This is a genomic window from Amycolatopsis sp. NBRC 101858 (genome assembly GCF_030269325.1).
Taxonomy (GTDB): Bacteria; Actinomycetota; Actinomycetes; order Mycobacteriales; family Pseudonocardiaceae; genus Amycolatopsis; species Amycolatopsis ponsaeliensis.
Genome location: NZ_BSTD01000002.1, coordinates 54,430 through 77,459 on the forward strand (window position 1 = coordinate 54,430; position 23,030 = coordinate 77,459).

Below are 23,030 nucleotides of genomic sequence, written 5' to 3' on the forward strand. Positions count from 1 at the left end.
TATTGTCCAGAGTTTGTCAGCTTTCCCGCCTTCTTCGCCGGTGTCCTGCGGATCTAGGATGAGCTCCGCTTGGTGGGAGCGGTGAAGGGGCGGCGGCACGCGTGTACGAGTACGACGTGTTCATCAGCTACCTGCGCACCGCGGGCGACATATCGGCGTGGATTCGGAACCATTTCCACCCGCGTCTCCTGGAAGTCCTCGACAACAATCGGTACGAGGACGTCCGGATTTTCTTCGACGACGAGGTGCGCGTCGGAGCCAGCTGGCCGTCGGAACTGAGCTCGGCGCTGCAGCGCTCCCGGGTGCTGGTTCCGATCTGCTCGCCGAAGTACTTCCGGAACGAATGGTGCCTGGCCGAGTGGGCTTCCATGGAGGAGCGGGAGGCACTGACCGCCACCCTGCCGGGGGAGCACGGGCGGCCCCTGATCTACCCGGTGATCTTCTGCGACTCACGGCACTTCCCGGACTGGGCCCACGCGCGGCGCCCGCGTGACCTGCAGCAGTGGAACCACCCCTTCGAGCACTTCCAGACCGCGCCGGCCTACCTCGACTTCAACCAGCAGATCAAGCAGATCGCCGCGGAGCTGGAGGAGCTCATCGATCGGGCACCGGAGTGGCAGGGCGACTGGCCGGTGCGCACCCCGGCCCCGGAACCGCCGAAGCGGGCGCGGATGCCGAGGTTCTGACCGATGCCGGGAACGATCTTCACCTTCTACTCCTACAAGGGCGGCGTCGGCCGGAGCTTCACGCTGGCCAACATCGCGGTGCTGCTCGCCCGGTGGGGCCATCGCGTGCTCTGCCTGGACTGGGACCTCGAGGCCCCCGGCTTGAGCGACTACTTCCGGCCGCGGCTGGCCGAGCGGCCGAGCGGGGGCGTGGTCGATCTCGTCGACGACTTCCGGGAGGGCCGGTTCAAGCCGGACGCGCACGTCCAGCGGCTGGCCGACGTCGGGGTGCTCGACTTCCTCCCGGCCGGCAGCGAGGAGTCCGGTTACGTCGGGCAGGTGCAGGAGATCGACTGGGACGGCCTGTACGACGACGGCTTCGGCGAGTACCTCGAGAAGTGCCGTGACCACTGGGTCGCGCGGTACGACTTCGTCCTCATCGACAGCCGCACCGGGATCTCCGACATCGGCGGGATCTGCACGGCGCACCTGCCAGACCACCTCGTGCTGCTGTTCACGGCGAACCGCCAGAGCATCCTCGGCGCGATGGAAGCCGCCCGGCGCGCCGACGTGGCGCGCAACGGGCTGCCGTTCGACCGCGCGCGGCTGACCGTCCTGCCGGTGCTGTCGCGGTTCGACAACCGGGAGGAGTACGACCGGTCGGAGGCGTGGCGCCGCATCGTCGTCGACGAGACGGCCGAGCTGTTCCGGACGTGGCTCGACCAGACGGTCGAGCCGGAGACGATGTCCCGGCACCTGACGCTGCCGTACGTGTCGTACTGGAGTTTCGGCGAGCAGCTGCCGGTGCTGTCGGAGAAGACGCCGAGCGCGGACCAGATCGGGTTCGCGCTGGAGACGGTCGCGGCGGTGATCGCCTGCCGGCTGGACCGCACCGACCTGCTGGCCGAGAACCGCGACGCTTACGTGGCCGCCGTGCGGGCGAGCCGGCAGGAGTTCAAGCACGACCTGCGGGTCAGCATCCCGCGCCCGTTGGTCGGCACGGCCGACGACCTGGTGTCCGCCTTGCGGAAGCAGGGCATCCGGGTGGTGAAGTCCCTTTCCGGCGACCGATCCCTGCTGGCGCGGGCCGAGGACGACGCGCGGCACCTGTGCCTGCTCGTCGACGGCAAGGTGAGCCGCTGGCAGGCAGCCGAGGTCGAGCTGTTCCTGCACCGCACCCTCGGACAGGACCGCCGGGTGATCCCAGTGCTCACCGCGGGCACCGACGCGGCCGGGCTGCCGGGCTACGTCGGCAATCTCCGCTACCTGCGGCTCGGTGGCGCGCGCGGCCTGGACGGGGTCGCCCGCGATCTGGCGGGTCAGCTGAAGGGGTTCACCCCGCTCGTCGACGCGGACGAGGACCTCGACCTGGCCGCGGTGCTGGGCCAGGCCCGCGGATCGCGGCTGCGCCCCTCCCGCTGGGACCTCGTCGACGAGCTGGTCACGGCCCTGCAGTCCGCGGTCGGCGGCGGCGACAGCGTACGAACTCGCGACCTGGCGACGGACCTCGCGGTGGCGGTGAAACCCCGCTTCCCGGACGGCGGCGACCACCACGCGGTGCCGCCGAGGGTCCGCCAGTCCATCGACTGGCTCCTGCGGACGCTCGACGCCCGCGCCCGGAGCACGACGAAGCCGAACCACCGGAAGGATCTCGGATGACCGATCGCTTGAACCACAAGCAGACCGCGGCGATGTTCACGCTCATGGTGCTGGGACGAGAAGTGCCCAACCAGGAGCTGCAGGAAGTCGTGGGGTTCACGCTCACCGGCAAGGACCGCACGAACCTGAACAAGCTGGGGTATGTCGAGAGCGACCCGTCCGGGCCGAGGAAGAGCTTCGTGCACCTGCTGAGCGACAGTGGCTGGGCCTGGTGCGAAAAGGAGATCGCGGAGGAGGAGCCGCCTCCGCCGCGGGGGCAGAGCACGCTCGCTTCCGCCCTCTATGTGCTGCTCGGCGGTCTGAACGGGTACCTGCAGCGTGAGAACAAGCGGCTGTTCCACGTCTTCGGGTCCGTCGCGGGATCGCCCGAGCCCGCATCCGTGGAGGTCTCCGAGGCTCCCCTCGAGGAACGCATCCGTGTCGCGTACCGCGAACTCGTGAAGGAACCGCGTGGCTGGGTCGGGCTGGTGGATCTGCGTCCGAAACTGGGCGCGCCCGCGACCGAGGTCGATGCTGTGCTGAAGGAGCTGAGCCGCGCCGGGAAGGTGCACCTCGTCCCGGAGGACAACCGCAAGGCGCTGACCGCGGCCGACCACGAGGCGGCGATCCGCATCGGCGGTGAGGACAGCCACCTGCTCTCGATCGAGGCCCTGTGATGGACGAGCTCAAGGCACTCGCGACGCTGAGTTTCGACTGGGCGGACACCCCCAACCACGTCTGGCTGGACTCGCCGTACCACGTCGACGGCTTGCACGCTGATGCGCTCGCCGCGATCGACACCGGCATCCGCGACGCCGTGACCAGCGATGGACCCAGTCCGATCGGGCTCGTCCTGCGCGGGCTCAAGGGGGTGGGCAAAACCCACCTGCTGGGTCTCGTCCGGCGTCAGGTGCACCGCGCGCGGGGGTACTTCTTCCTCGATGACGTCACTGCGGCCGACGCGTTCTGGGAGAACACGGCCGAGGCATTGCGACGCGGGCTGGCCCGTCCGGACGATTCGGGCGAGTCGCAGCTGAAGAGCTTTCTGCTGCGCGTGTGCCTGCGCACCCACGTCAACGCCGAAGTCACGGCGACGATCCGGCGTGGCCGCGGACTGACCGTGGAGCACGTCGAGGCGTTCGTGGACGGGCTGGCGTCCCTCGACGAGATGGTCGCCGACGAATGCGGGGACACCGCGCGGGCCCTCGTTCTCATCGCCAGCCGGGACCGCGGTGCCAAGTACATCGGAGACGACTTCCTCGACGGGGATGAGCAGCTCACGCCCGAGGCCCGGCAGTGGAACATCTACTCGCGGCCGAAGCCGGCGCGCGTGCTCGTGGAGGAGATCACCCGCCTGCTGGCGCTGACCGGACCGGTCGTGATCGCGGTCGATCAGCTCGACACGCTCGTCGCGCGGTCGACGAAACTCACCCGGGAGGCGGGGGACGACGACGAGGACGATCTGCTCGTGGCGCAGATCGCCGACGGCCTGATGGGACTGCGGGAAATCACGCAGAAGACCTTGACCGTGGTCGCCTGCCTGCCCGCGACGTGGGATCAGCTCAGGCGAAAGGCCGCGAACACCGTGCCCGACCGCTTCCGCGAGTCGGTCACCCTCGGCCGGATCCTCGATGCCGAGGTCGGCCGCGCCCTGGTGGCGAAACGGCTCGGCGTCGCCTACCAAGCCATGGAATTCACTCCGCCGCACCCGACCTGGCCCGTCGCGCCGGTGGCGTTCGCCGAACCCTGGGAACAGTGGACTCCGCGGCAGCTGCTGAAGCGGATCGGTGCCCACATCGAACTCTGCCTGCGCGCCGGGCAGGTCCAGGAGCTCACTTCCTTCGACGAGAAGGTCGCCGTGCCACCTGCTCCGGTGCGCACGGTCGTCGAGACCGACCGGTTCGCCGACCTGGACACGGAGTTCGAGAAACTGCAGGCGGAAGCGGAACCCGGGAAGCTGCTCGCCGAGAAGACCGTGGACACGGTGATGCCCGATCTCCTCTCCGCGGCCCTGCGCTGCTGGGTCACCGAAGTCGGGGACGACGACCTGGAATGGTCGTGCGAACGCCAGAACGGGCGCAGCGAGGTGCACGCCTGGCTCTCCCGGACCCTCGACGAGGCCGCGGACCTGCAGGAACACTGGGCGTTCCGGGCGATCGCCGCGCGGGATCCGCGGGCCGCGTTGAGCCGGTTCCGGAAGGCCCGGTCTGCCGCGGGGCAGCTGCAGGGGGCGGACAACCGCCACCTGATCATCCTCCGGGAGGCCTGGGGACGCGGGGCCAAGACGAAGCTGGAAGTCGAGAGGTTCACGGCTGCGGGTGGGAAGACGATCCGGCTCACCGAGCCCGATGTGCGGACCTTCTCCGCGCTGCAGAAGATGCTCGGCACCGGCGGCCGTGAGCTGCACGAGTGGCTGATCGACCGCCGGCCCGCGAGCCGGTCGGAGCTGTTGTCCGCCGTCCTGCCGGAGAAGCCGTCGGGGCAGCCCGCCGAAGGGACGCACCCGCCGCCTGCGGAGCCGACGCCGCCCGCGGACGGGGAGATCACGCTCGGGACCGTCGTCGGGTCGGGGGAGCCCGTGCGGGTCGGGCTTTCCGCGCTGCGCAAGCACGCCGCCGTCTTCGCCGGGTCCGGTTCGGGGAAGACCGTGCTGCTGCGGCGGATCGTGGAGGAGTGCGCGCTGCTGGGCGTCTCCGCGATCGTCCTGGACCCGAACAACGACCTCGCCCGGCTCGGTGACGCCTGGCCCGAGCCGCCCGACGGCTGGGGGCCCGAGGACGCCCAGCTCGCGAAGCGGTACCTGGCCGAAACCGACGTCGTCGTCTGGACGCCGGGGCGGGCCACCGGGCGGCCGCTCGCGTTCCAGCCGCTGCCCGACTTCGCCGGCGTCCTCGACGACTCCGACGAGTTCGCCGCGGCGGTCGAGGTGGCCGTCGCGACCCTGGCGCCGCAGGCCCGGCTCACCGGGAGCACGGCGAAGACGAACATCGGCCTCGCGGTGCTGCGGCAGGCGGTCGTGCGGCACGCGCGGACCGGGTCGCGCAGCCTGCCCGAGCTGATCGAGCTGCTGACCGAGCTGCCCGAGGACGTCAGCAACCTCAACGACGCGCCGCGCATCGCGGCCGGCCTGGCCGAGGTGCTGAAGGCCGCGATGGTCAACGACCCGCTGTTCGCGGGCGGCGGCGAACCGGTCGACCCGGGCGTGCTGCTGACGCCGGCGGCCGGCAAGCGGGCCCGGGTGTCGGTGATCAGCTTCGTCGGCCTGCAGGCGGACGAGCAGCGGCAGAACTTCGTCAACCAGCTGCAGATGGAGCTGTTCGCGTGGATCAAGCGCAACCCGGCGGGCGACCGGCCGCTGGGCGCGCTGTTCGTGATGGACGAAGCGCAGACGATGGCGGCGTCGGGCACCCTGACGGCGAGTACGCGCAGCACGATCGTCCTCGCGTCGCAGGCCCGCAAGTACGGCCTGGGCCTGCTGTTCGCCACCCAGGCGCCCAAGGGGCTGCACAACCAGGTGGTCGGCAACGCGATGACGCAGTTCTTCGGCCGCCTGAACAGCCCGGCCCAGATCGCGGCGGCCAACGAGCTGGCCCGGGCCAAGGGGAGTCCGGTCGCGGACATCTCCCGGCTGGAGCGGGCGCAGTTCTACGTGGCGGGGGAGGCGTTCGGGTTCCGCCAGGTGGCGACGCCGCTGTGCCTGTCCCACCACCCGGCGAGCCCCTTGCGCCTGGAGGAGGTGATCACCCGGGCCCGCGGTGAGGAGGAGTAGCCGGCGCCGCGGCGCCGGCCACTCTCACTTCACGCGTGGCGGAAACACAAGGTGCCCCACTGGAAACCGGCGCCGATCGACGACACCACGTACGTGTCGCCGGGCGAAACGGCGCCCGTGCCGAACCGCTCGTGCATCGCCGTGAACACGCCCGCCGACCCCGTGTTGCCTAAGCCCTCCACGGTGATCGGCGCGCGGGAATGAGGGACGCCGAGCTTGTCCAGGGCCGCCTTGATGATGTTCAGGTTCGCCTGGTGCAGGAAGACGTGCGTGACCTCCTCCACCGGCACCCCCGCGTTGTCCGTCGCGCGCAGGATGCTGTCCGGCAGGCAGCGGGTCGCCGTGTCCCAGACCGCCCTGCCGTTCATCTTCAGGTATTCGCCGGCCGCCGGGATCTCGACGTCGTAGGACAGCTCCGAGCCGAAGTCCCAGCCCAGGAGCCCGCACTGCGGCGAGGATGCGCGCGTCAGCACCGCCGCCCCGGCCGCGTCGCCGAAGAACACCCTCGTCGTGCGGTCCTGCGGGTTCGTCACCCGCGACGCGCAGTCCGCCGCCAGGACCAGGACCGTCCGCGCCGCCGACGTCTGCAGCAGGTGCGCCGCCAGGAACAGCGCCTGGACTCCGTTGGCGCACGCCGCCTGCGTGATGTCCAGCGTCAGTGCGCGGTCCGCGCCCAGCCGCTCCTTGACGATCAGGGCCGTCGACGGCAACGGCTGGTCGCAGGTGTAGGTCCCGACGATGATCGCGTCGACGTCGCGGGCGGTGACGCCGGCGGCGGCCAGCGCCGGGCGAGCCGCCGCCACGCACATGTCCGACGTCGCCCGGTCCGGCGCGAGGCGGCGCCGGACGCGGATGCCGGTGCGGCTGACGATCCATGCGTCCGAAGTGTCCAGCGTCGCCGCGAGTTCGGCGTTGGTGACGACCTCCGGGGGCAGGTGGACTCCGGTGCCCGCGATCGTCACGGGAACCGCGAGGCCGTTCACCGGGCACCCGCGTAGAGGTTGCGCGACGGGTGCAGCTGCTCGCCGAGGTCGGTGTAGAACCGGCCGGATTCGCACGGCCGGCCGAGCAGGATCCGGCGCGCAGCTTCCCCGCACAGGGCGCCGCCGAGTGCGACGCCGGACGCCAGCTGCGGCCAGCTGCTGAGCGTGCGGCCCAGCTCCCCGAACGACGCGGCCAGCTCCGGGCTGATCCGCCCGGCGTCGACCATCGCGAGGATCAGCTCGACCTTCTCCTGGTGGCCGAGTTCGAGCAGGTCGACGGACTTCACATCGCCAAGCAGCCCGTGCAGCAGCGGCCGGTCGGGCTCGGCGTCGAACCGCTCGACGTCGAGCATGCCGCGGTCGTTGCAGTCCATCACGACCGGGATGCCGAGGTCGCGCGCGTACTCGCGGGCCGCGATCTTCACCCACGGCGTGTCGCACTCCTCGACGAGCAGGTCGATCCCGCCGCGGAAGAACTCCTCGATGGTGTCCGGGTTCAGGCCGTCGCGCTGGATTTCGATGTCGAGGTACGGGTCGATCTCGAACATCTGGCGCGCGGACAGCACCGCCTTGTTGACGCCGAGGTCGTGCACCCCGCCGCGCAGCCGGTTCAGGTTCGACAACCCGAAGTCGTCGAAGTCCGCCAGCTTGTAGGCGCCGCCGATGCCCTCCAGCGCGAACGTCAGCGCCGCGCTGTTGCCGACCGACAGGCCGATGACCCCGATCCGCTTGCCGAACAGCCGGCGCTGGTCGGGCCGCTCGATCCGGCCGCGGTTGCGGTCGGTGCGCACCAGGCGGAACTCCTCCCGGGGCAGCACGTGCACGAGCCGCCCGGACCACGGGTACCAGGCCCAGGTTCCGTACGCCCACCGCGGGACCCCGGCGACCTGATCGTCTTTGAGACGCTCGATTTCGGCCGCGTCGCGGCACGCGGGTTCGCGGCTGCGGACCAGTTCGGTGAGCTGGTCGTCGATCGTGTCGTGGACTTCGCGGACGTCACCGGAAGCCAGCAACGCGTCCAGCGCGCGGCCCGCGGTGTGGAGCACGGGCTGCCAGGCGTCGCGTTCCGGGGAGGGCGCGCCGGTCAGCGTGATCGGAGCGGCGCCGCGGACCTGCGGCGCGGGGGCCGGGGCCGCCGGGCCGGCGGTGATGACCGGGAACTCGTCGCGGAGCCGCGTGACGAGGTCGTGGTGGCGCCCGGCCCCGTCGGCGACGCGGTGCAGCATGATCACGACGTCCTCGGTGTACTGCGGCACGTACCGGCGGGTGCCGGGCACGGGCCGGAAGCCGAACCGCTCGTGGAACCGGTCCTGGCCGTCCTTCGTGCCGGACGTGCCGATCATCGCCCGCGCCCCGAGGTGGTGGGCGGCGCCGACGGCGAGGGCGTTGAGGTACTGGCCCAGCCCCAGTTTCCGGGCGCGGTGTTCGACGACGAGCCTGCTGTGCTCGAACACGCCGTCCGCCGGAAAGCCTTCGGCGGCCAGCAGTTCCTCGTAGCGCTCGCTCCCGAGGAACTCGCGCGACTGGTACGGCACGCCGGCGTCCGGTGTGGACAGCCGGATGTAGCCCAGCGCCGGGCCGCCGGGGCTCTGCCGGGCGATGAAGTGCCACGCGCCGAAGTCGAGGGCCTGGTCGTCGACGTGGGTGCCGTCGGCGCGGCGGAAGTCCGGCCGGCGGCCGTGGTCGAACAGGATCCGTGCGCGGAGTTCGCGGACGGCGTCGAGCATCGAACGGTCGCCGCGGAACGCGGTGACGTGCCAGTCCGGCGTGGCCGAACCCGCGCCGGGGTGGTTCAGGTGGGTCAAGTCGAGCCTTTTCTCCAGGAGGTGCGGGCGGAGGCCGCCCGGAAGAGGCCGGGCCGGACGACGCGGTCCGGACCAGGGCGGGCGAACAGTAACAGCGGCCGTCCGCCTCGGCGCGACGGCGCGAAATCGGCTGCCGGTGTCCGGGAAATCCTTTACCCGGAAGGAAATTGACGCCCGGTGATGCTTCGTGCCCGCTCCTGATGAAGATCGAAAACGGTTTGCCGCTCGATGGGGTGGCGGACCGTGTCGGACGGCGATGGGCGCGGGGACGCCGCCGCCCGGACGGCGGGCGGTTCACGGCGAGGCTTCACCCGGGCGGGGGAGAGATCATCGCGCCGTCGTCGATTCCGGTGCCTCCCGTTCGACGCACGGGCAACGACGACGACACACGAGGAGGCGGATCGGCGATGACCGGACCGATCAGGCTGTACATGACCACGTCGCTCGACGGCTTCGTGGCGGGGCCGGACGACCGCCCGGGCCAGGAAATGGGACGCGGCGGGTTCCGCTTGTTCGACTGGCTGGACGACCGTCACGGCGATGGGCCGAGCGCGCGGGTGTACGCCGAGGCGACGGCGACGGGTGCGCTGATCTCCGGCAGGCGGACGTTCGAGCTGGCCGGCCGCTGGGGCGGTGACCACCACGACGGCGTCCCGATCCACGTGCTGACCCACCACGTCGACCCGTCCGACACCCCGCCCGGCAGCGCGCGGTTCTTCACGGATGTGGTGGCGTGCGCGGAAGAGGCACGCGCCGCGGCGGGCGACCGCGCGGTCATGGTCCACGGCGCGGGTGCCGCGCAGGCGCTGCTGAAAGCGGGCCTGCTCGACGAGCTGGAGCTGCACGTGGTGCCGGTGCTGCTCGGCGCCGGGCGCCGGTTGTTCGGGGAGGGGGAACCGGTCGAGCTGGACCTGGTGCGGCAGCTGGCGGATCGCGACGTACTCCACCTGCGCTACGTCGTGCGCCGGTGACCGGGTGCTCGGTCCCGGGCGCCACGCACCCGGGACCGAGCGGGGAAGGTCAGTCGGCGTCCGGGAAGTGGATGTCGGCGACGTGGACGTCCACGGACGCGACCTCCAGGCCCAGGTAGTCTTCGACGGCTTCGACCAGCTGGACGCGGATCTGCTCGGCCAGCGCCTTGACCGCGCGCCCGAACTCGACCACCAGCGTGACGGCGATCGTGGCGACCTCGCCTTCGACCTCGACGGAAGTGCCGGCCTCGTCGAGCTCGTACACGCCTTCGGCCTTGCGGGCGACGCGGATGACGATCTTGGAGACGACCCCGTCGGCGACCGTGGTGCTGCCGCGGGTGCCGGCGGCGGGCCGGGCGCCTGCTTCCTCGGCCGCTTCGGTGACCACGGCTTCGGCTTCGGCGACGACCGCCTCGGCGGCGGGGGTCTCCTCGGCCTCTTCCGCGACAGCCTCGTCGGCGGTGTCGTCCGCGACAGCCTCGTCGGCGGTGTCGGTGTCCTCGTCGGACTCTTCGACGGCGTCCGCGACCGCTTCGTCGGACTCCTCGTCGACGGCGTCCTCTTCGGCCTCGGCGGAGTCGTCGGCTTCGTCCACGTCGGCGGTCTCGTCGGCGGCGTCTTCGGTCTCGGTGGCGTCCTCGACGGTCTCGGTGGCGTCGGCATCGACGGTCTCGGCGGTCTCGGTGGCCGCGTTGCCGTAGCCGTAACCTTCTGAACTGGGCGTTTCGTTCTGGGCGCGACCGAAGATGCTGTTGATGACGTCGGACATGTTTTCCCCTTTTCGGGAGCGACGACTGCGGATGGGGACGAGCGGAGACGGCGACACTATAGGGGTACGGGCCGTGACCTCCGCCACAGACCCCCGGGTTCGAGACTCGCTTGTGTCCCAACAGATATCCGGCACCAGACAACGCTCTCCCGGTTGACTGGACCTGTGATCACGGTCCGTCAGGCGGGGGTGAGCGATCAGTGATGTCGCAGGAGAAATAGCGTCCAGGAATTGTCCACTTTCCGGCCGGCGGAAATTCCGTCAGTCATTCCGGAATAGCCCGGCGGGAACGCTCGTGGCCAGCGCGCGATAGCCGGCGGGGTTGAGGTGCAGGTGGTCACCGACGTCGTAGGCGGGCAGCAACCGGGCCGGTGCCGCCGGGTCGCGGGCCACCCGGTCGAAGTCCAGGACCGCGTCGAAATGCCCGCGGATCCACGTGTTCACCGAAGTCCGGGCCGCTTCGCGCAGCGGGTCGTCGTAGCTCTCGTTGCCGCCGAACGGTGTCAGCGTCGCGCCGTACACCCGGATGCCGGCCGCGTGGGCTCGGGTCAGGATCTGGTCGTACGCGTCGATCAGGTCCGCCGCCGTGGACGCGGCGGCGGCAGGGGCCGCCGTGCCGAGGTCGTTGATCCCCTCGAACACGATCGCCCACGACACCCCGCTCTGGGCCAGCAGATCGCGGTCCAGGCGCGCCAGGACGTTGGGACCCAGGCCGTCCTGCAGCACCCGGTTGCCGCCCGCGGCCTGGTTGACCACCGCCGACGGCAGCCGGGACGCCAGCACGTCCGGCCAGCGGTCGTTGCCGTTGGTCGTCGAGCCGCGGCCGTCCGACAGCGAATCGCCGATCACCGCCACCGCCGACGCGGGGGACAGGACCTCGATGCCGCTCAGGAAGTACCAGTGGTCCACCAGGGTCGCGCCGGCCAGGTCCGCGGCGGTCACCTGGTTGCCCGGCACCAGGTAGGACGTCGTGCGGGAGCCCGGGTGCGACGTGATCGACAGCGATCCCTGGCCGTGTGCCAGGTACGCCGTCACCGTGATGTTCTCGAACGGGCGCACCGGGAACGGCAGCGGGTCCGACACCACCTGCGCGCCCGCCGGGATCGTCGCCGACGGCTTGCCGTGGAACGTCACCGGCAGCACACTGCCCGGCACGATCGCCGCGACGCCCGCGCGCCCGCCGAGCGGGCGTGCCACCGAGACGGCCGAAAGCGGCAGCGGCGCCCCGCCGAAGGCGTTCGAGAACCGCAGGCGGATCCGCGGCCCGCCGACGGACATGTGCGCGGTCTGGCGCAGGGAAGCGTTGTCCAGCACCCGATCGGTGCCGGTGTAGGGCGCCGGTGGCAGGTTGGACGGCTCGGTCAGCTGCGGCATCGACGTCCAGGTCGCCACCCAGTGCGACGCGGGCGGGTGCCCGGAGGCGCCCACGAACAACGCGGTCAAGACGGCGAGGACGACGACCACGCCAGTCCGTTTCATGACCCGAACTCCGGGGCCAGCACGCGGTCGAAGCCCACGTAACGGCGTGCTCCGGTGAGCGTGCAATGCAGTGTCGCGACGAACTGTTCGCTCGACGTCCCGACCCGCAGCTCGACATCGCCGGGTTCGACAAGGCGCCGGCCGGCCCGGCCGGTGTAGGACGTCAGGTCCGCGTGCAGGCCGATGTCGACGACGACCGTCGCGCCCGGCTCCAGCGCAACCCGGCGGGCCGCGATCAGCTGGCGCTCGGGGCGCGCGACCTCCGCCACCGGGTCGTGCAGGTACACCTGGACCACTTCCGACGCGGGCCGGTCGTGGTCGTTGCGCAGGGTCACCCGGACCCGGCACACGCCGTCGGTCGGCCACAGCGAGCCCGTCGCGCTCACGTCGACCCAGGTCACCGGCGCGTAGGACAGCCCGTGCCCGAACGGGAACAGCGCCGACGGGTCGACCGTGCTCACCTCGCTGCGGCGCCCGAGCGGCGCCGCGAGGTACGTCGAAGGCTGGCTCGCCCCGGCCGCCGGGAAGCCGACCGGCAGCCGGCCGGACGGGTCGATCCGTCCACTGAGGACACCTTCGAGCGCCGGAGCGCCCTCTTCGCCGGGGTAGAACCCGCAGACCACCGCGGCCAGCCGGCCGATCTGCCGGGAAAGCTCGTAGGGACGCCCGGAAAGCAGCACCAGCACGACCGGCTTGCCCGTGGCGAGCAGGGCCTCCAGCAGCTCTTCCTGCCTGCCCGGCAGGCGCAGGTCCGGCGCGTCGCAGCCTTCCCCGGACGTGCCGCCGCCGAAGAGGCCCGCCCGGTCACCGAGGACGGCCACGCAGACGGCCGAGGACGCGCACGCCGCCACGGCCTCCTCGATCTCGGCGTCGTCGCCGCCGACCACCGGGCAGCCGAGTGCGTAGGTGACGTCGAAGGACGACCGCAGGGCCGCCACCACCGTCGGCACCGAAACCCCGAACGGGACGTCCGGGTGGTGGACGCCGACGTGCAGCGGGAACGAGTAGCAGCCGAGCATCGCGCCCGCCGTGTCCGCGCGCGGCCCGACGACGGCGACCTGCGCGCCGGGGGCCAGCGGCAGCGTCCCGTCGTTGTGCAGCAGCACGATCGACTTCTCCGCCACCTCGCGGGCCAGCGCCCGGGAAGGAGCGTCGTCGAGGTCGACCTCGTCGGGCACCTCCGGCGCCCAGTCCGCGTCGAGCAGGCCCAGCTCGCACTTCTGCCGCAGCACCCGTTCGAGGGCGCGGTCGACGGCGGCGGCGTCGACCGCACCCCCTTCCACCGCGGCGAGCAGCGGCTCGCCGTAGCAGTCCATGGTGGGCAGTTCCACGTCGATGCCCGCGGTCAGCGCCTGCCCGGCCGCATCACCGCGGTCGGCCGCGACACCGTGCAACCGGTGCAGGAACGCGACGGAGAAGTAGTCGGCGACAACGGTGCCGGTGAACCCGTAGGTGTCGCGCAGCAGCTCGGTCAGCAACGACGAGTCGGCGGCGGACGGCACGCCGTCGGTGTCGGTGTAGGCGTTCATCACCGACCGGGCGCCGGCGCGCAGGGCCAGTTCGAACGGCGGAAGCAGGACGTCCGCGATCTCCCGCGGCCCGGCCGAAACCGGCGCCAGGTTGCGCCCGGCGCGCGAGGCGGAGTACCCGACGAAGTGCTTCAGCGTCGCGATCACGCCGGCCGACTCGAGCCCGGCGACGTACGCGGCACCGATCGTCCCGACCAGGTACGGGTCCTCGCCGATCGTCTCCTCGACGCGGCCCCAGCGCAGGTCCCGCGCGACGTCGAGGACCGGCGCGAGTCCCTGGTGCACGCCCAGTCCGCGCATGGTCTGCCCGATCCGCGACGCCATCCGGCGCACCAGGTCCGGGTCGAACGTCGCACCCCAGGACAGCGGTGCCGGGAAGATCGTGGCCTGCCACGCGGCCAGCCCGGTCAGGCATTCCTCGTGGACGACGGCGGGGATGCCGAAGCGGTTGCTCGAGACGATCTGGCGTTGCGTGCGGGCGAGGCTGCGCACCCCGACCAGCGGGTCGACCGGCCGGGTGCCGAAGACGCGGGTCAGCTGCCCGATGCCGTGCCGGGCCAGGTCGTCGAGGTCGATCTCGGCGTCGACGAAGTCGTGCTGGTGCGGCGCCATCTCCCCGCCGGCGTCGATGCCGACCCAGACGCCGTAGAGCTGGCCGAGCTTCTCCCGCGTCGTCATGCGCGCCACCAGGGCGCGGACGCGTTCGCCCGGGTCGGCCGCGGGGTCTCGCCACGGCTCGGGGGCCGCGGCAGGCTGCGTGGTCAAGGCTTTCCGCCCTTCGTCAGGAGGGAGCTTGCGGGGGTTCCGGATGGCGGCGCCCCCGGGATGTCGGACGAGATCAGGAGAGGGCCCGGGTCGAGCTGCGGACCACCAGGCCGGTGTCGAGGGTGACGTGCGTGCGCTCGACCTCGTCGCCGTTGATCAGCGCGATGAGCATGCTGATCGCCCGGTGGCCCATCTCGCGGATCGGCTGGTCCACTGTGGTCAGTGGCGGGGTGCAGAGCGCGGACTCGGGGACGTTGTCGAAGCCGACCACGGAAAGGTCGTGGGGCACCGAAAGCCCCAGTTCGCGGGCCGCGCCGACGGTCGCGATGGCCGAGATGTCGTTCGCGGCGAACACCGCGGTCGGCCGGTCCGGGCCGGTCAGCAGGTCGTGCGCCGAGGCCGCGGAGACCTCCGGGTCGTAGGCGCCGATCCGGATCAGGCTTTCGTCGGCCGGCACGCCCGCGGCTTCCAGCGCCCGCAGGTACCCGGCCTTGCGCAGCGACGCCGATTCGAGGTCGGGGCGGCCGGCGAGGAACGCGATCCGCCGGTGCCCCAGGTCGAGCAGGTGCTCGGTGGCCAGCTGCGCGCCGCGCAGGTTGTCGGAGTCGATGGTGGGCAGGTGCGACGGCCCGGTGTGCGGGTCGACCGCGACGACCGGCGTGCCGGGCACCGCTTCGAGCGAGACGGCCGGCGTGACGAGCACGGCGCCGTCGACGAGGGTGCCGCTCAGCCTGGAGAGGTAGCGCTTCTCCCAGCCCTTCGGGTCGCCGGTGCGCCCGCCCGCGGAGTAGACGACGAGCTCGAAACCGCTGCCGCGGATGGCGTCCGCGGCCCCCTTGAGCAGCTCGGTGGAGAACGGTTCGAGGTCGGCGACCAGGATCCCGATCACGTTGGTCCGGTGGTTGCGCAGGCTCTGCGCGACGAGGCTCGCTTCGTAGCCGAGTTCTTCGATCACCGCCCGGACCTTCGCGAGCGTCGCGGCGGAGACGCCGTAGCGCTCGTTGATCACTTTGGAGACCGTGGCCACCGAGACGCCGGCGCGGGCCGCGACGTCACGGATGGTCACCCTCGAACTGGGCTGCATCGGCTCAGACTAGCCATGTAAAACGTTATCGACAACGATTGACATCCGATTTGCCCCGGAGCAAACTCTTCGCCAACCCGGGTGCAGTCGCGCCCCGTCCAACTCGGCCGAAGTCGTCAGGAGTGGACCCACGATGTTTGTGAAACGCAGAATCCCCGTTCTCGCCGCGCTGGTGGCGATCGTTCCGCTCGCCCTCTCGGCGTGCAGCGGGGGGAGCGAGGCGCCCGCACAGCCGAGCGGGCCGGTCACCCTCACCTGGTGGCACAACGGCACCACCGACCCGATCAAGTCGATCTGGGAGAAGGTCGTCACCGACTACCACCAGGCGCACCCCGACGTGACGATCAAGGCCCAGCCGCTGCAGAACGAGGACTTCCCCACGAAGGTCCCGCTCGCCCTGCAGGGGGCCACGCCGCCGGACGTCTACCAGTCCTGGGGCGCCGGTGACCTCGCCTCGCAGATCACCTCGGGCAAGGTCGCCGACATCACCGACGCCACGAAGCCGTGGATCACCCAGAGCACCGGCAAGTTCGGCGAGAACTGGCAGGTCGACGGGAAGCAGTACGGAGTGCCGTTCGAGCAGCACTTCGTCGGGTTCTGGTACCGCAAGGACCTCTTCCAGCAGGCGGGGATCACCACGCCGCCGAAGACGATGGACGAGCTGAACGCCGCTGTCGCGCAGCTGAAGGCCAAGAGCATCGCGCCGATCTCCGTCGGTGGCAAGGACCGCTGGCCCGACGCCTTCTACTTCAACTACTTCGCCATCCGCGAATGCTCGGTCGACGTGCTCAAGCAGTCGGTGAAGGCGGTCAAGCTCGAAGACCCGTGCTGGACGAAGGCCGGGCAGGACCTGAAGAACTTCCTGGCCACGCAACCGTTCCAGACCGGGTTCGCGGGCACGCCCGCCCAGCAGGGCGCGGGCAGCTCCGCCGGCCTGGTCGCGAACGGCAAAGCGGCGATGGAGCTGCAGGGCGACTGGGAACCCGGCACGATGTCGTCGCTGACCGACGACAAGCAGCTGGATTCCAAGGTCGGCTGGTTCCCGTTCCCGTCCGTGACGGGTGGGCAGGGCGACCCGGCCGCCGTGCTCGGCGGCGGTGACGGCTTCGCCTGCACGACCCGCGCGTCCAAGGCGTGCGCGGACTTCCTGCAGTACCTGAACACCGAGCCGGTGCAGACGCAGCTCGCCGCCCAGGGGGCCGGCCTGCCCGTCAACACCGTCGCCGCGAAGTCGCTGAAGACCGACACGCTGCGGGCCGTGTACGACTACGGCACGAAGTCGCCGTACCTGCAGATGTACTTCGACCGGGCGTTCCCGACCGCGGTCGGCGCCGCGCTGAACGACGCCGTCGCGAACATGTTCGCCGGTCAGGGCACCCCCGAAGGCATCGTGGCCGCCGTCAACCAGGCCGCGGCGGGCAACAAGTGACCACGGCGACGACGCCGGTGCGGACGGCTCCCCGGCCGTCCGCACCGGCGGCGGGCCGCCGGGCGAAGCGTTCCGGCCTGGGCAAGCGGCTCGAGCTGACGCTCCTGCTCGGGCCGGCTTTGCTGGTGTTCGTCGGCTTCGTCCTGGTGCCGATCGGGATCGCCGGGTTCTACAGCCTGTTCCAGTGGAACGGCTTCGGCCCGCTCGACGACTTCATCGGCCTCGACAACTACGTGGACGCGTTCAGCGGCACGGTGTTCCAGGGCGCGATCCTGCACAACCTGATCATCGCCGGGCTGTCGATCGTGGTGCAGCTGCCGCTGTCGATCGGGCTGGCGATGCTGCTCAACCGCAAGCTGCGGGGCCGCGCCGTGCTGCGTGCCCTGGTGTTCGCGCCGTACGTCCTCTCCGAGGCGATCACCGCGGTGATCTGGGTGCTCATGCTCCAGCCGAACGGGTTCGCCGACCAGGTGCTGAAGGGCGCCGGGCTCGGCGGCCTGGTCCACCAGTGGCTGGCCGACCCGGGCATCGTGCTCTACACGATGTTCGCGGTGATCACCTGGAAGTACATCGGCTTCGGCATCATCCTGCTGCTCGCCGGTCTCCAGGGCGTGCCCGCCGAGCTGCGCGAGGCCGCCGCGCTCGACGGCGCTTCGGCGTGGCAGACCACCCGGCACGTCGTGCTGCCCCTGCTCGGGCCGACCATCCGGATCTGGATCTTCCTGTCGGTGATCGGCTCGCTGCAGCTGTTCGACGTCGTGTGGATCATGACGCTGGGCGGGCCGGCGAACGCGTCGACGACGATGGCAACCTATCTGGTCGACCACGGCTTCAAGCGCTACGAGTTCGGGTTCGGCTCCGCCGTCGCGGTGATCCTCTTCGTCATCTGCTTCCTGTTCGCCCTGCTGTACCAGCGGTTCGCGCTCCGCCGCGACACCCAGGGCGCCCTGACGAGGATGGTGGGCTGATGCGCTCACGCAGGTTCGGCCTGTCGATCGGCTACCTCGCGGCGATCGTCGTGCTCGGCGTGACCGTCGTGCCGCTGCTGTTCGTCGTGCTCGGCGGGTTCCGCACCAACGGGCAGATCAACACCGACCCGGCCGGGCTGCCCGGCCCGTGGGTCATGGACAACTACGCTTCGGTCCTCGGCTCGAGCGCGTTCTGGGGCTTCCTCGGCAACAGCGCGCTGATCGCGGTGATCGCGACCGCCGTCGCCGTCGGCCTGGGTTCGATGGCCGGGTTCGCGCTTTCGCGGTACCAGTTCAAGGGCCGCGAAGCGCTGTACACGCTGTTCACGCTCGGCCTGCTGTTCCCGCTCACCGTGGCGACGCTGCCGCTGTACCTGTGGCTGCGCCAGCTGGGCATGCTCGAGAGCTTCTGGGGCGTGGCGATCCCGGAGGCGGCGTTTTCGCTGCCGGTGACGATCGTGATCCTGCGCCCGTTCATGCACGCCATCCCGGGTGAGCTCGAGGACGCCGCCGTGCTCGACGGCGCGAGCCGGCTCGGGTTCTTCTGGCGCATCCTGCTGCCGCTGTCGGCGCCCGCGCTCACCACGGTCGGCGTGCTCGCCTTCGTCACCAGCTGGAACGCCTACCTGCTGCCGCTACTGGTGTTCAACGACTCCGCGCACTTCACGCTGCCGCTCGGCGTCGCGAGCTTCCAGTCCCAGTACTCCCAGGACACCGCCCGCGTGCTCGCGTTCACCGCGCTGTCGATGATCCCGGCGCTCGCGTTCTTCGTGCTCGCCGAACGGCGCATCGTCGGCGGGCTGACCGGATCCGTGAAGGGCTGACTCAGGAGGTCTGCCGTGCCGTCCGAGGTCCACCGTCGTGCCTTCTTGCAGTTGCTGGCCCTGGCCGGAGCGGGGTCGGCGGCCCTGCCGGGCCTCGCCGCAGCCGGAACCGGGTTTCCGTTGGTGTCACGGGGAAAGGCCGCGACGATCGTCGTGAGCTCCGGCGATCTGCCGGGGGTCCGGCGGGTCGTGGGCGACCTGGCCGCCGACGTCGAGCGCGTCACGGGTGTCCGGCCGGCGGTGTCCTTCGACGCCGTGCCCGAGCACGGGCCGGTGGTGCTGGTCGGCACGCTCGGCCACAGCCCGCTGGTCGACTCGCTCGTCGCCGGCGGCCGCCTGGATGTCCGTGGGGTCGCGGGGAAGTGGGAGACGTCGCTCAGTCAGGTGGTCGACGGGCGGCTGGTCCTCACCGGCAGCGACCAGCGGGGCGTGATCTACGGCGTCTACGAGATTTCGCGGCGCATCGGCGTCTCACCGTGGTACTGGTGGGCCGACGTGCCGCCGGCGCGGGCGTCGGAACTGCACCTGCCGGGAGAGCGGTTCAGTCTCGGGACGCCGCACGTGAAGTACCGCGGGTTCTTCGTCAACGACGAGAACCCGGCGCTCGGCACCTGGGCTCCGGCGTACTTCGGGCCCGGTCTCGCGCCGGGCTTCCCCGGCGGCTTCAACCACCTCTTCTTCGCCAAGGTCTTCGAGACGATGCTGCGGCTGCGGGCCAACTACCTGTGGCCGGCGGTGTGGGGCCGCGCGTTCGCCGAGGACGACCCGCTCAACCACGCCACGGCCAAGGAGTACGGCGTCGTGATGGGCACCTCGCACGAGGCGCCGATGATGCGCGGGATCGAGGAGTGGAACCGGCACGCCGTGCCCGCGGTCCGCGACCCGGCGGGGACCATCACGACCCCGGGCCACGACCCGTACGGCGGCACGGGGGAGTGGAGCTTCCGCCGCAACGGCGAGGCGATCAAGGCCTACTGGACCGACGGCATCCGCCGGATGGTCCGCGAGGACTTCGAGGGCGTCGTCACGCTCGGCATGCGCGGCAACGGCGACGTCAGCCTGCCCGACGGCGACGGCATCGAGCTGATGCGCGAAATCCTCGCCGCCGAACGGGAAATCCTCGCCCGCGAGCTGAGCACGGACGTCCCGCAGGTGTGGACGCTGTACAAGGAGGTCCTGCGGTACTGGGCCCAGGGACTGCGCCCGCCCGACGACGTCATCGTGGTCTTCACCGACGACAACTGGGGCAACATCCGCAAGCACCCGGACCTCTCGCTGCCGCCGCACCCGGGCGGGTACGGGCTGTACTACCACTTCGACTACGTCGGCGGCGGCCGCAACTACAAGTGGGTCGACACGGCGCTGCTCGCGAACACGTGGGAGCAGCTGCACCAGGCGGTTTCCTACGGGAACGACCGGCTGTGGGTGGCCAACGTCGGCGACATGAAGGGCAACGAGCTGCCGCTGCAGTTCTTCCTCGACTACGCGTGGGACCCCGCGGCGCTGCCTCTCGAACGACTGTCCACTTGGGAACGCGGGTTCGCCGCGGCCAACTTCGGTCCGGCTCTGGCTTCGGACATCGCCGGTGTGCTGCACGACTACGGGCGGCTGCAGTCCCGCCGGAAGCCGGAGCTGCTGAACCGGCTGATCACGGTGGACGCCGCCGGCGCGATCACCTACGACGACCAGGCGACGCCGTTCAGCCTGGTGAACTACCGCGAGCTCGACCGGGTCACCGACGAGTGGCAGGACCTGGCGGCGCGGGCGTCCCGGATCTCGGCGCGGCTGCCCGCGGCCTACCGGGACGCCTACTACGAACTGGTCGGGTACGAGGTCACGGCGTCGGCGAACCTCTACGCGCTGCGGCGCGCCGAGTTCACGAACCTGCTGTACGCGGCGCAGGGCCGCGCTTCGGCCAACGGGCTCGCCGCCGTCACCGAGGCCCGGTTCGCCGACGACCTCGCGCTGGCGGAGAAGTACAACACCGGCGTCGCGGGCGGGAAGTGGAAGGGGTTCCAGACCCAGCCGCACATCGACTACGGCGACGTCGCCCGCTACGGCCCGAACGCGCCCTGGCAGCAGCCGGAGCTGAACAACGTCGCGTTGCCGGACGTCATCTTCCCGGCGGTGCGGCGGCTCTCGCTGCCCTCTGCCGCTGCGTTGGGGGTCGCCGTCGACGGGTCGTCGGAGGCGTGGCCGGGCGCTTCGGGACGTCCGGCGCTGCCGGAGTTCAGCCCGTACCAGAGCGCGCCGGCGCAGTACATCGACGTGTTCAACCGGGGCCGGACGCCGTTCCGGTGCACGGTTTCGGCCGAGCCGTGGGTGGTGGTGGAGCCGCGCGGCGGCCGGGTGGGGGAGGAGCTGCGGATGACGGTGCGGATCGACTGGAGCCGCGCGCCCCGGGGCACGACGACCGTGCCGATCACGGTGTCGGGCGCGGGTGAGTCGGTGATGGTGGACGCGGTCGTGCGCAATCCGTCGGTGCCTTCGGCGTGGCGGCGCGGGTTCGTCGAGGCCGGCGGTTACGTGTCGATGGAGGCGTCGCACTTTTCGGCGAACGTCGGATCATCGGGGGCGACCTGGCGGCCGATCCCGGACCTGGGGATGACACCGTTCCCGGTGACGGCGGCGAGCCGGGCGGCGGGGGCCGGGCCGCGGCTGGAGTACCGGATGACGTTGTTCACGGCCGGGCCGGTGACGGTGTGGGCCCGCCTTTCACCGCGCAGCAACGTGTTGCAGGGCGACGGGCTGCGCTACGCGGTGTCGTTCGACGACGCGGCACCGCAGGTCGTGAACATCACGAAGGCCACGGGCGCGGATGACATGACGATGAACCGCCAGTGGGAGCGGACGACGTCGGACAACGTGAACCTGACGTCGACGCGGCACGAGGTGACGGCGGGGCCGCACGTGCTGAAGGTGTGGATGGTCGACCCGGCGGTGGTGGTGCAGAAGCTGGTGGTCGACACGGGTGGGTTGCGGCCCAGCTACCTGGGGCCGCCGGAGAGCAAGCGGTGGCCGGGATGAGCGGGCCGCCAAGGGGTGCCGGAGGCCTCGCGGCGGGAGGGCGGGGCAGGCTCGCAATCCCGCGCGGCGAGAGGGGCGGCTCAGGCTCGGAATCCCGCTGGACGCCCGCCCGCGGGGGCGCCCCCGTCTTCCACTCTACCGGTGGGCACCGACAGTTCCGGTGTCGCGAAGCCCGTCGGCGGCCGGTTATCCCCGGCCGGCCGCGACCACCTCGTGCGCCGGGGCGGCCGTGCTGTGGCGGACCACCAGGCTCGTCGCCAGCTCCAGCCGGTGGCTCTCCGGATGCGTCCCGCGGGCCAGCGAGATCGCCAGTCTCGCCCCCGCGGCCGCCATCTCCTGCAGGGGCTGGCGGATCGTCGTCAGCTCCGGGGTCAGCCAGCGGGCCACCGGCAGGTCGTCGAAGCCGATCACGCTCAGGTCGTCCGGGATCCGGAGCCCCGCGTCGCGCGCGGCCTCGTACACGCCCAGTGCCTGCAGGTCGCTGCCCGCGAACACCGCCGTCGGGCGGTCGGGGAGGGTCAGCAATGACGCCAGCTCCCGATAGCCGGACCGGACGTGGAAGTCGCCGCGGCGCACCAGCGCCGGGTCGAACGCCAGCCCGGCCGTCTCCAGCGCGGTGCGGTACCCGTCGATCCGGGCCCGGCTGCACAGCACCCCGTCCGGCCCGCCGATCATCGCGATCCGGCGGTGCCCCAGCTCCACCAGGTGCCGGGTGGCGGTCAGCCCGCCCTGCCAGTTCGTGGCCCCGATCGAGGGCGTCTCCGGCCCCGGCGCGCCGGCCGGGTCGACCACGACGAGCGGGATGTCACGGGCCCGCAGCTTCGCCAGCTGCCCGCCGGTGAAGTCGGAGCACACCGAAACGATGCCGACCGGCCGCCGCGCCAGCACGCTCTCCAGCCAGCTCTGCCCGGGCGTGTGCCGGCCCGACGATTCCGCGAGCACGACCGCCATCCCGTTTTCGCGGGCCACGCATTCGACGCCGCGGATGATTTCGAGTGCCCACGTGCTTTCGAGTTCGTGGAACATCAGTTCCAGCAATCGCGAACGGCGGGACCGTTCGTCGGCGCGGCGGCGGTAACCGTATTTCCCGATGACCGCTTCCACCCGCGCGCGGGTGCTTTCGGCGACGTCGGGGCGGCCGTTCAGCACTTTCGAAACAGTCGGGACGGAAACCCCCGTCTCGGCGGCGATCCGGGCGATGGTGACCCGGGAGGCGATCGGCTTGGAATCGTCAGACTTCATTGTCATGACCGAGATTCTAGGTCATCGAAACCCGGTTTGACACACCTCGAAAGTTTCGGAAATCGGAGGAAAGAGATGCTGAT

At 71.2% G+C, this 23,030-nt stretch carries 16 protein-coding genes; 9 read left to right on the forward strand and 7 right to left on the reverse strand.

The window, feature by feature from the left end; translation table 11 throughout:
• Positions 1–101 precede the first annotated feature (101 nt).
• From QSK39_RS13520 to QSK39_RS13535, 4 genes are read left to right on the forward strand one after another with little or no spacing between them, the layout of a single operon-like run.
• Entirely contained in the window at positions 102–686 is a 585-nt protein-coding gene (locus QSK39_RS13520) for a TIR domain-containing protein (RefSeq protein WP_285478067.1), read from the forward strand.
• 3 nt (positions 687–689) lie between these two features.
• The gene (locus QSK39_RS13525) at positions 690–2,324 is read left to right on the forward strand and encodes a CATRA system-associated protein (RefSeq protein ID WP_285478068.1); all 1,635 of its coding nucleotides are present in this window, start codon (positions 690–692) and stop codon (positions 2,322–2,324) included.
• Entirely contained in the window at positions 2,321–2,980 is a 660-nt protein-coding gene (locus QSK39_RS13530; RefSeq protein ID WP_285478069.1) for a hypothetical protein, read from the forward strand. The genes QSK39_RS13525 and QSK39_RS13530 overlap by 4 nt, the downstream gene beginning before the upstream one ends.
• The gene (locus QSK39_RS13535; RefSeq protein WP_285478070.1) at positions 2,980–6,072 is read left to right on the forward strand and encodes an ATP-binding protein; all 3,093 of its coding nucleotides are present in this window, start codon (positions 2,980–2,982) and stop codon (positions 6,070–6,072) included. The genes QSK39_RS13530 and QSK39_RS13535 overlap by 1 nt, the downstream gene beginning before the upstream one ends.
• 29 nt (positions 6,073–6,101) lie before the next feature.
• Here QSK39_RS13535 and QSK39_RS13540 read toward each other — a convergent pair whose 3' ends face one another.
• Positions 6,102–7,055 (reverse strand): 3-oxoacyl-ACP synthase III family protein, encoded by a 954-nt coding sequence (locus QSK39_RS13540; protein WP_285478071.1) that lies wholly within the window; start codon positions 7,053–7,055, stop codon positions 6,102–6,104.
• On the reverse strand, positions 7,052–8,860 hold the full coding sequence (locus QSK39_RS13545; RefSeq protein ID WP_285478072.1) for a ThiF family adenylyltransferase: 1,809 nt from the start codon (positions 8,858–8,860) through the stop codon (positions 7,052–7,054). Before QSK39_RS13545 ends, QSK39_RS13540 begins: the two co-directional genes overlap by 4 nt.
• Positions 8,861–9,267: 407 nt before the next feature.
• Between QSK39_RS13545 and QSK39_RS13550 the strand changes: the two genes are divergently transcribed.
• Positions 9,268–9,831 carry a dihydrofolate reductase family protein gene (locus tag QSK39_RS13550; protein WP_285478073.1) on the forward strand — a complete coding sequence of 188 codons (564 nt, stop codon included), beginning with the start codon at positions 9,268–9,270 and terminating at the stop codon, positions 9,829–9,831.
• Between the two features lie 49 nt (positions 9,832–9,880).
• Here the strand turns inward: QSK39_RS13550 and QSK39_RS13555 are convergent, their stop codons facing one another.
• The 4 genes from QSK39_RS13555 to QSK39_RS13570 all read right to left on the reverse strand — a co-directional run bounded on the left by QSK39_RS13555 (position 9,881) and on the right by QSK39_RS13570 (position 15,457).
• Entirely contained in the window at positions 9,881–10,600 is a 720-nt protein-coding gene (locus QSK39_RS13555; RefSeq protein ID WP_285478074.1) for an Asp23/Gls24 family envelope stress response protein, read from the reverse strand.
• Positions 10,601–10,861: 261 nt separating this feature from the next.
• On the reverse strand, positions 10,862–12,079 hold the full coding sequence (locus QSK39_RS13560) for an SGNH/GDSL hydrolase family protein (RefSeq protein WP_285478075.1): 1,218 nt from the start codon (positions 12,077–12,079) through the stop codon (positions 10,862–10,864).
• Positions 12,076–14,373: a beta-xylosidase/alpha-l-arabinosidase gene (locus tag QSK39_RS13565; RefSeq protein WP_285478076.1), complete on the reverse strand. Its 2,298-nt coding sequence runs from the start codon at positions 14,371–14,373 to the stop codon at positions 12,076–12,078. Before QSK39_RS13565 ends, QSK39_RS13560 begins: the two co-directional genes overlap by 4 nt.
• Positions 14,374–14,446: 73 nt before the next feature.
• The gene (locus QSK39_RS13570) at positions 14,447–15,457 is read right to left on the reverse strand and encodes a LacI family DNA-binding transcriptional regulator (RefSeq protein ID WP_285478077.1); all 1,011 of its coding nucleotides are present in this window, start codon (positions 15,455–15,457) and stop codon (positions 14,447–14,449) included.
• 133 nt (positions 15,458–15,590) lie between these two features.
• Here QSK39_RS13570 and QSK39_RS13575 point away from each other — a divergent pair, with 133 nt between their 5' ends.
• The 4 genes from QSK39_RS13575 (at position 15,591) to QSK39_RS13590 (ending at position 21,705) form a co-directional block, all read left to right on the forward strand.
• The gene (locus tag QSK39_RS13575) at positions 15,591–16,886 is read left to right on the forward strand and encodes an extracellular solute-binding protein (RefSeq protein ID WP_285478078.1); all 1,296 of its coding nucleotides are present in this window, start codon (positions 15,591–15,593) and stop codon (positions 16,884–16,886) included.
• Positions 16,883–17,854, forward strand: a complete 972-nt coding sequence (locus tag QSK39_RS13580) for a carbohydrate ABC transporter permease (protein ID WP_285478079.1) — start codon at positions 16,883–16,885, stop codon at positions 17,852–17,854. Before QSK39_RS13575 ends, QSK39_RS13580 begins: the two co-directional genes overlap by 4 nt.
• Positions 17,854–18,678, forward strand: coding sequence for a carbohydrate ABC transporter permease (locus QSK39_RS13585; protein WP_285478080.1), 825 nt, complete (start codon positions 17,854–17,856; stop codon positions 18,676–18,678). Before QSK39_RS13580 ends, QSK39_RS13585 begins: the two co-directional genes overlap by 1 nt.
• 123 nt (positions 18,679–18,801) lie before the next feature.
• Positions 18,802–21,705, forward strand: coding sequence for a glycosyl hydrolase 115 family protein (locus QSK39_RS13590; protein WP_285478081.1), 2,904 nt, complete (start codon positions 18,802–18,804; stop codon positions 21,703–21,705).
• A gap of 186 nt (positions 21,706–21,891) precedes the next feature.
• On the opposite strand, the gene QSK39_RS13595 is transcribed toward QSK39_RS13590, so the two are convergent.
• A complete protein-coding gene (locus QSK39_RS13595) occupies positions 21,892–22,953 on the reverse strand; it encodes a LacI family DNA-binding transcriptional regulator (RefSeq protein ID WP_285478082.1) in 1,062 nt (353 codons plus the stop codon).
• Between the last annotated feature and the right edge of the window lie 77 nt (positions 22,954–23,030).

Coding starts and splice junctions, on each gene's coding strand:
- QSK39_RS13525 (WP_285478068.1), top strand. CDS start 690: ATGCCGGGAACGATCTTCACCTTCTACTCCTACAAGGGCGGCGTCGGC.
- QSK39_RS13555 (WP_285478074.1), bottom strand. CDS start 10,600: ATGTCCGACGTCATCAACAGCATCTTCGGTCGCGCCCAGAACGAAACG.
- QSK39_RS13595 (WP_285478082.1), bottom strand. CDS start 22,953: ATGACAATGAAGTCTGACGATTCCAAGCCGATCGCCTCCCGGGTCACC.
- QSK39_RS13585 (WP_285478080.1), top strand. CDS start 17,854: ATGCGCTCACGCAGGTTCGGCCTGTCGATCGGCTACCTCGCGGCGATC.
- QSK39_RS13575 (WP_285478078.1), top strand. CDS start 15,591: ATGTTTGTGAAACGCAGAATCCCCGTTCTCGCCGCGCTGGTGGCGATC.
- QSK39_RS13535 (WP_285478070.1), top strand. CDS start 2,980: ATGGACGAGCTCAAGGCACTCGCGACGCTGAGTTTCGACTGGGCGGAC.
- QSK39_RS13570 (WP_285478077.1), bottom strand. CDS start 15,457: ATGCAGCCCAGTTCGAGGGTGACCATCCGTGACGTCGCGGCCCGCGCC.
- QSK39_RS13550 (WP_285478073.1), top strand. CDS start 9,268: ATGACCGGACCGATCAGGCTGTACATGACCACGTCGCTCGACGGCTTC.
- QSK39_RS13530 (WP_285478069.1), top strand. CDS start 2,321: ATGACCGATCGCTTGAACCACAAGCAGACCGCGGCGATGTTCACGCTC.
- QSK39_RS13560 (WP_285478075.1), bottom strand. CDS start 12,079: ATGAAACGGACTGGCGTGGTCGTCGTCCTCGCCGTCTTGACCGCGTTG.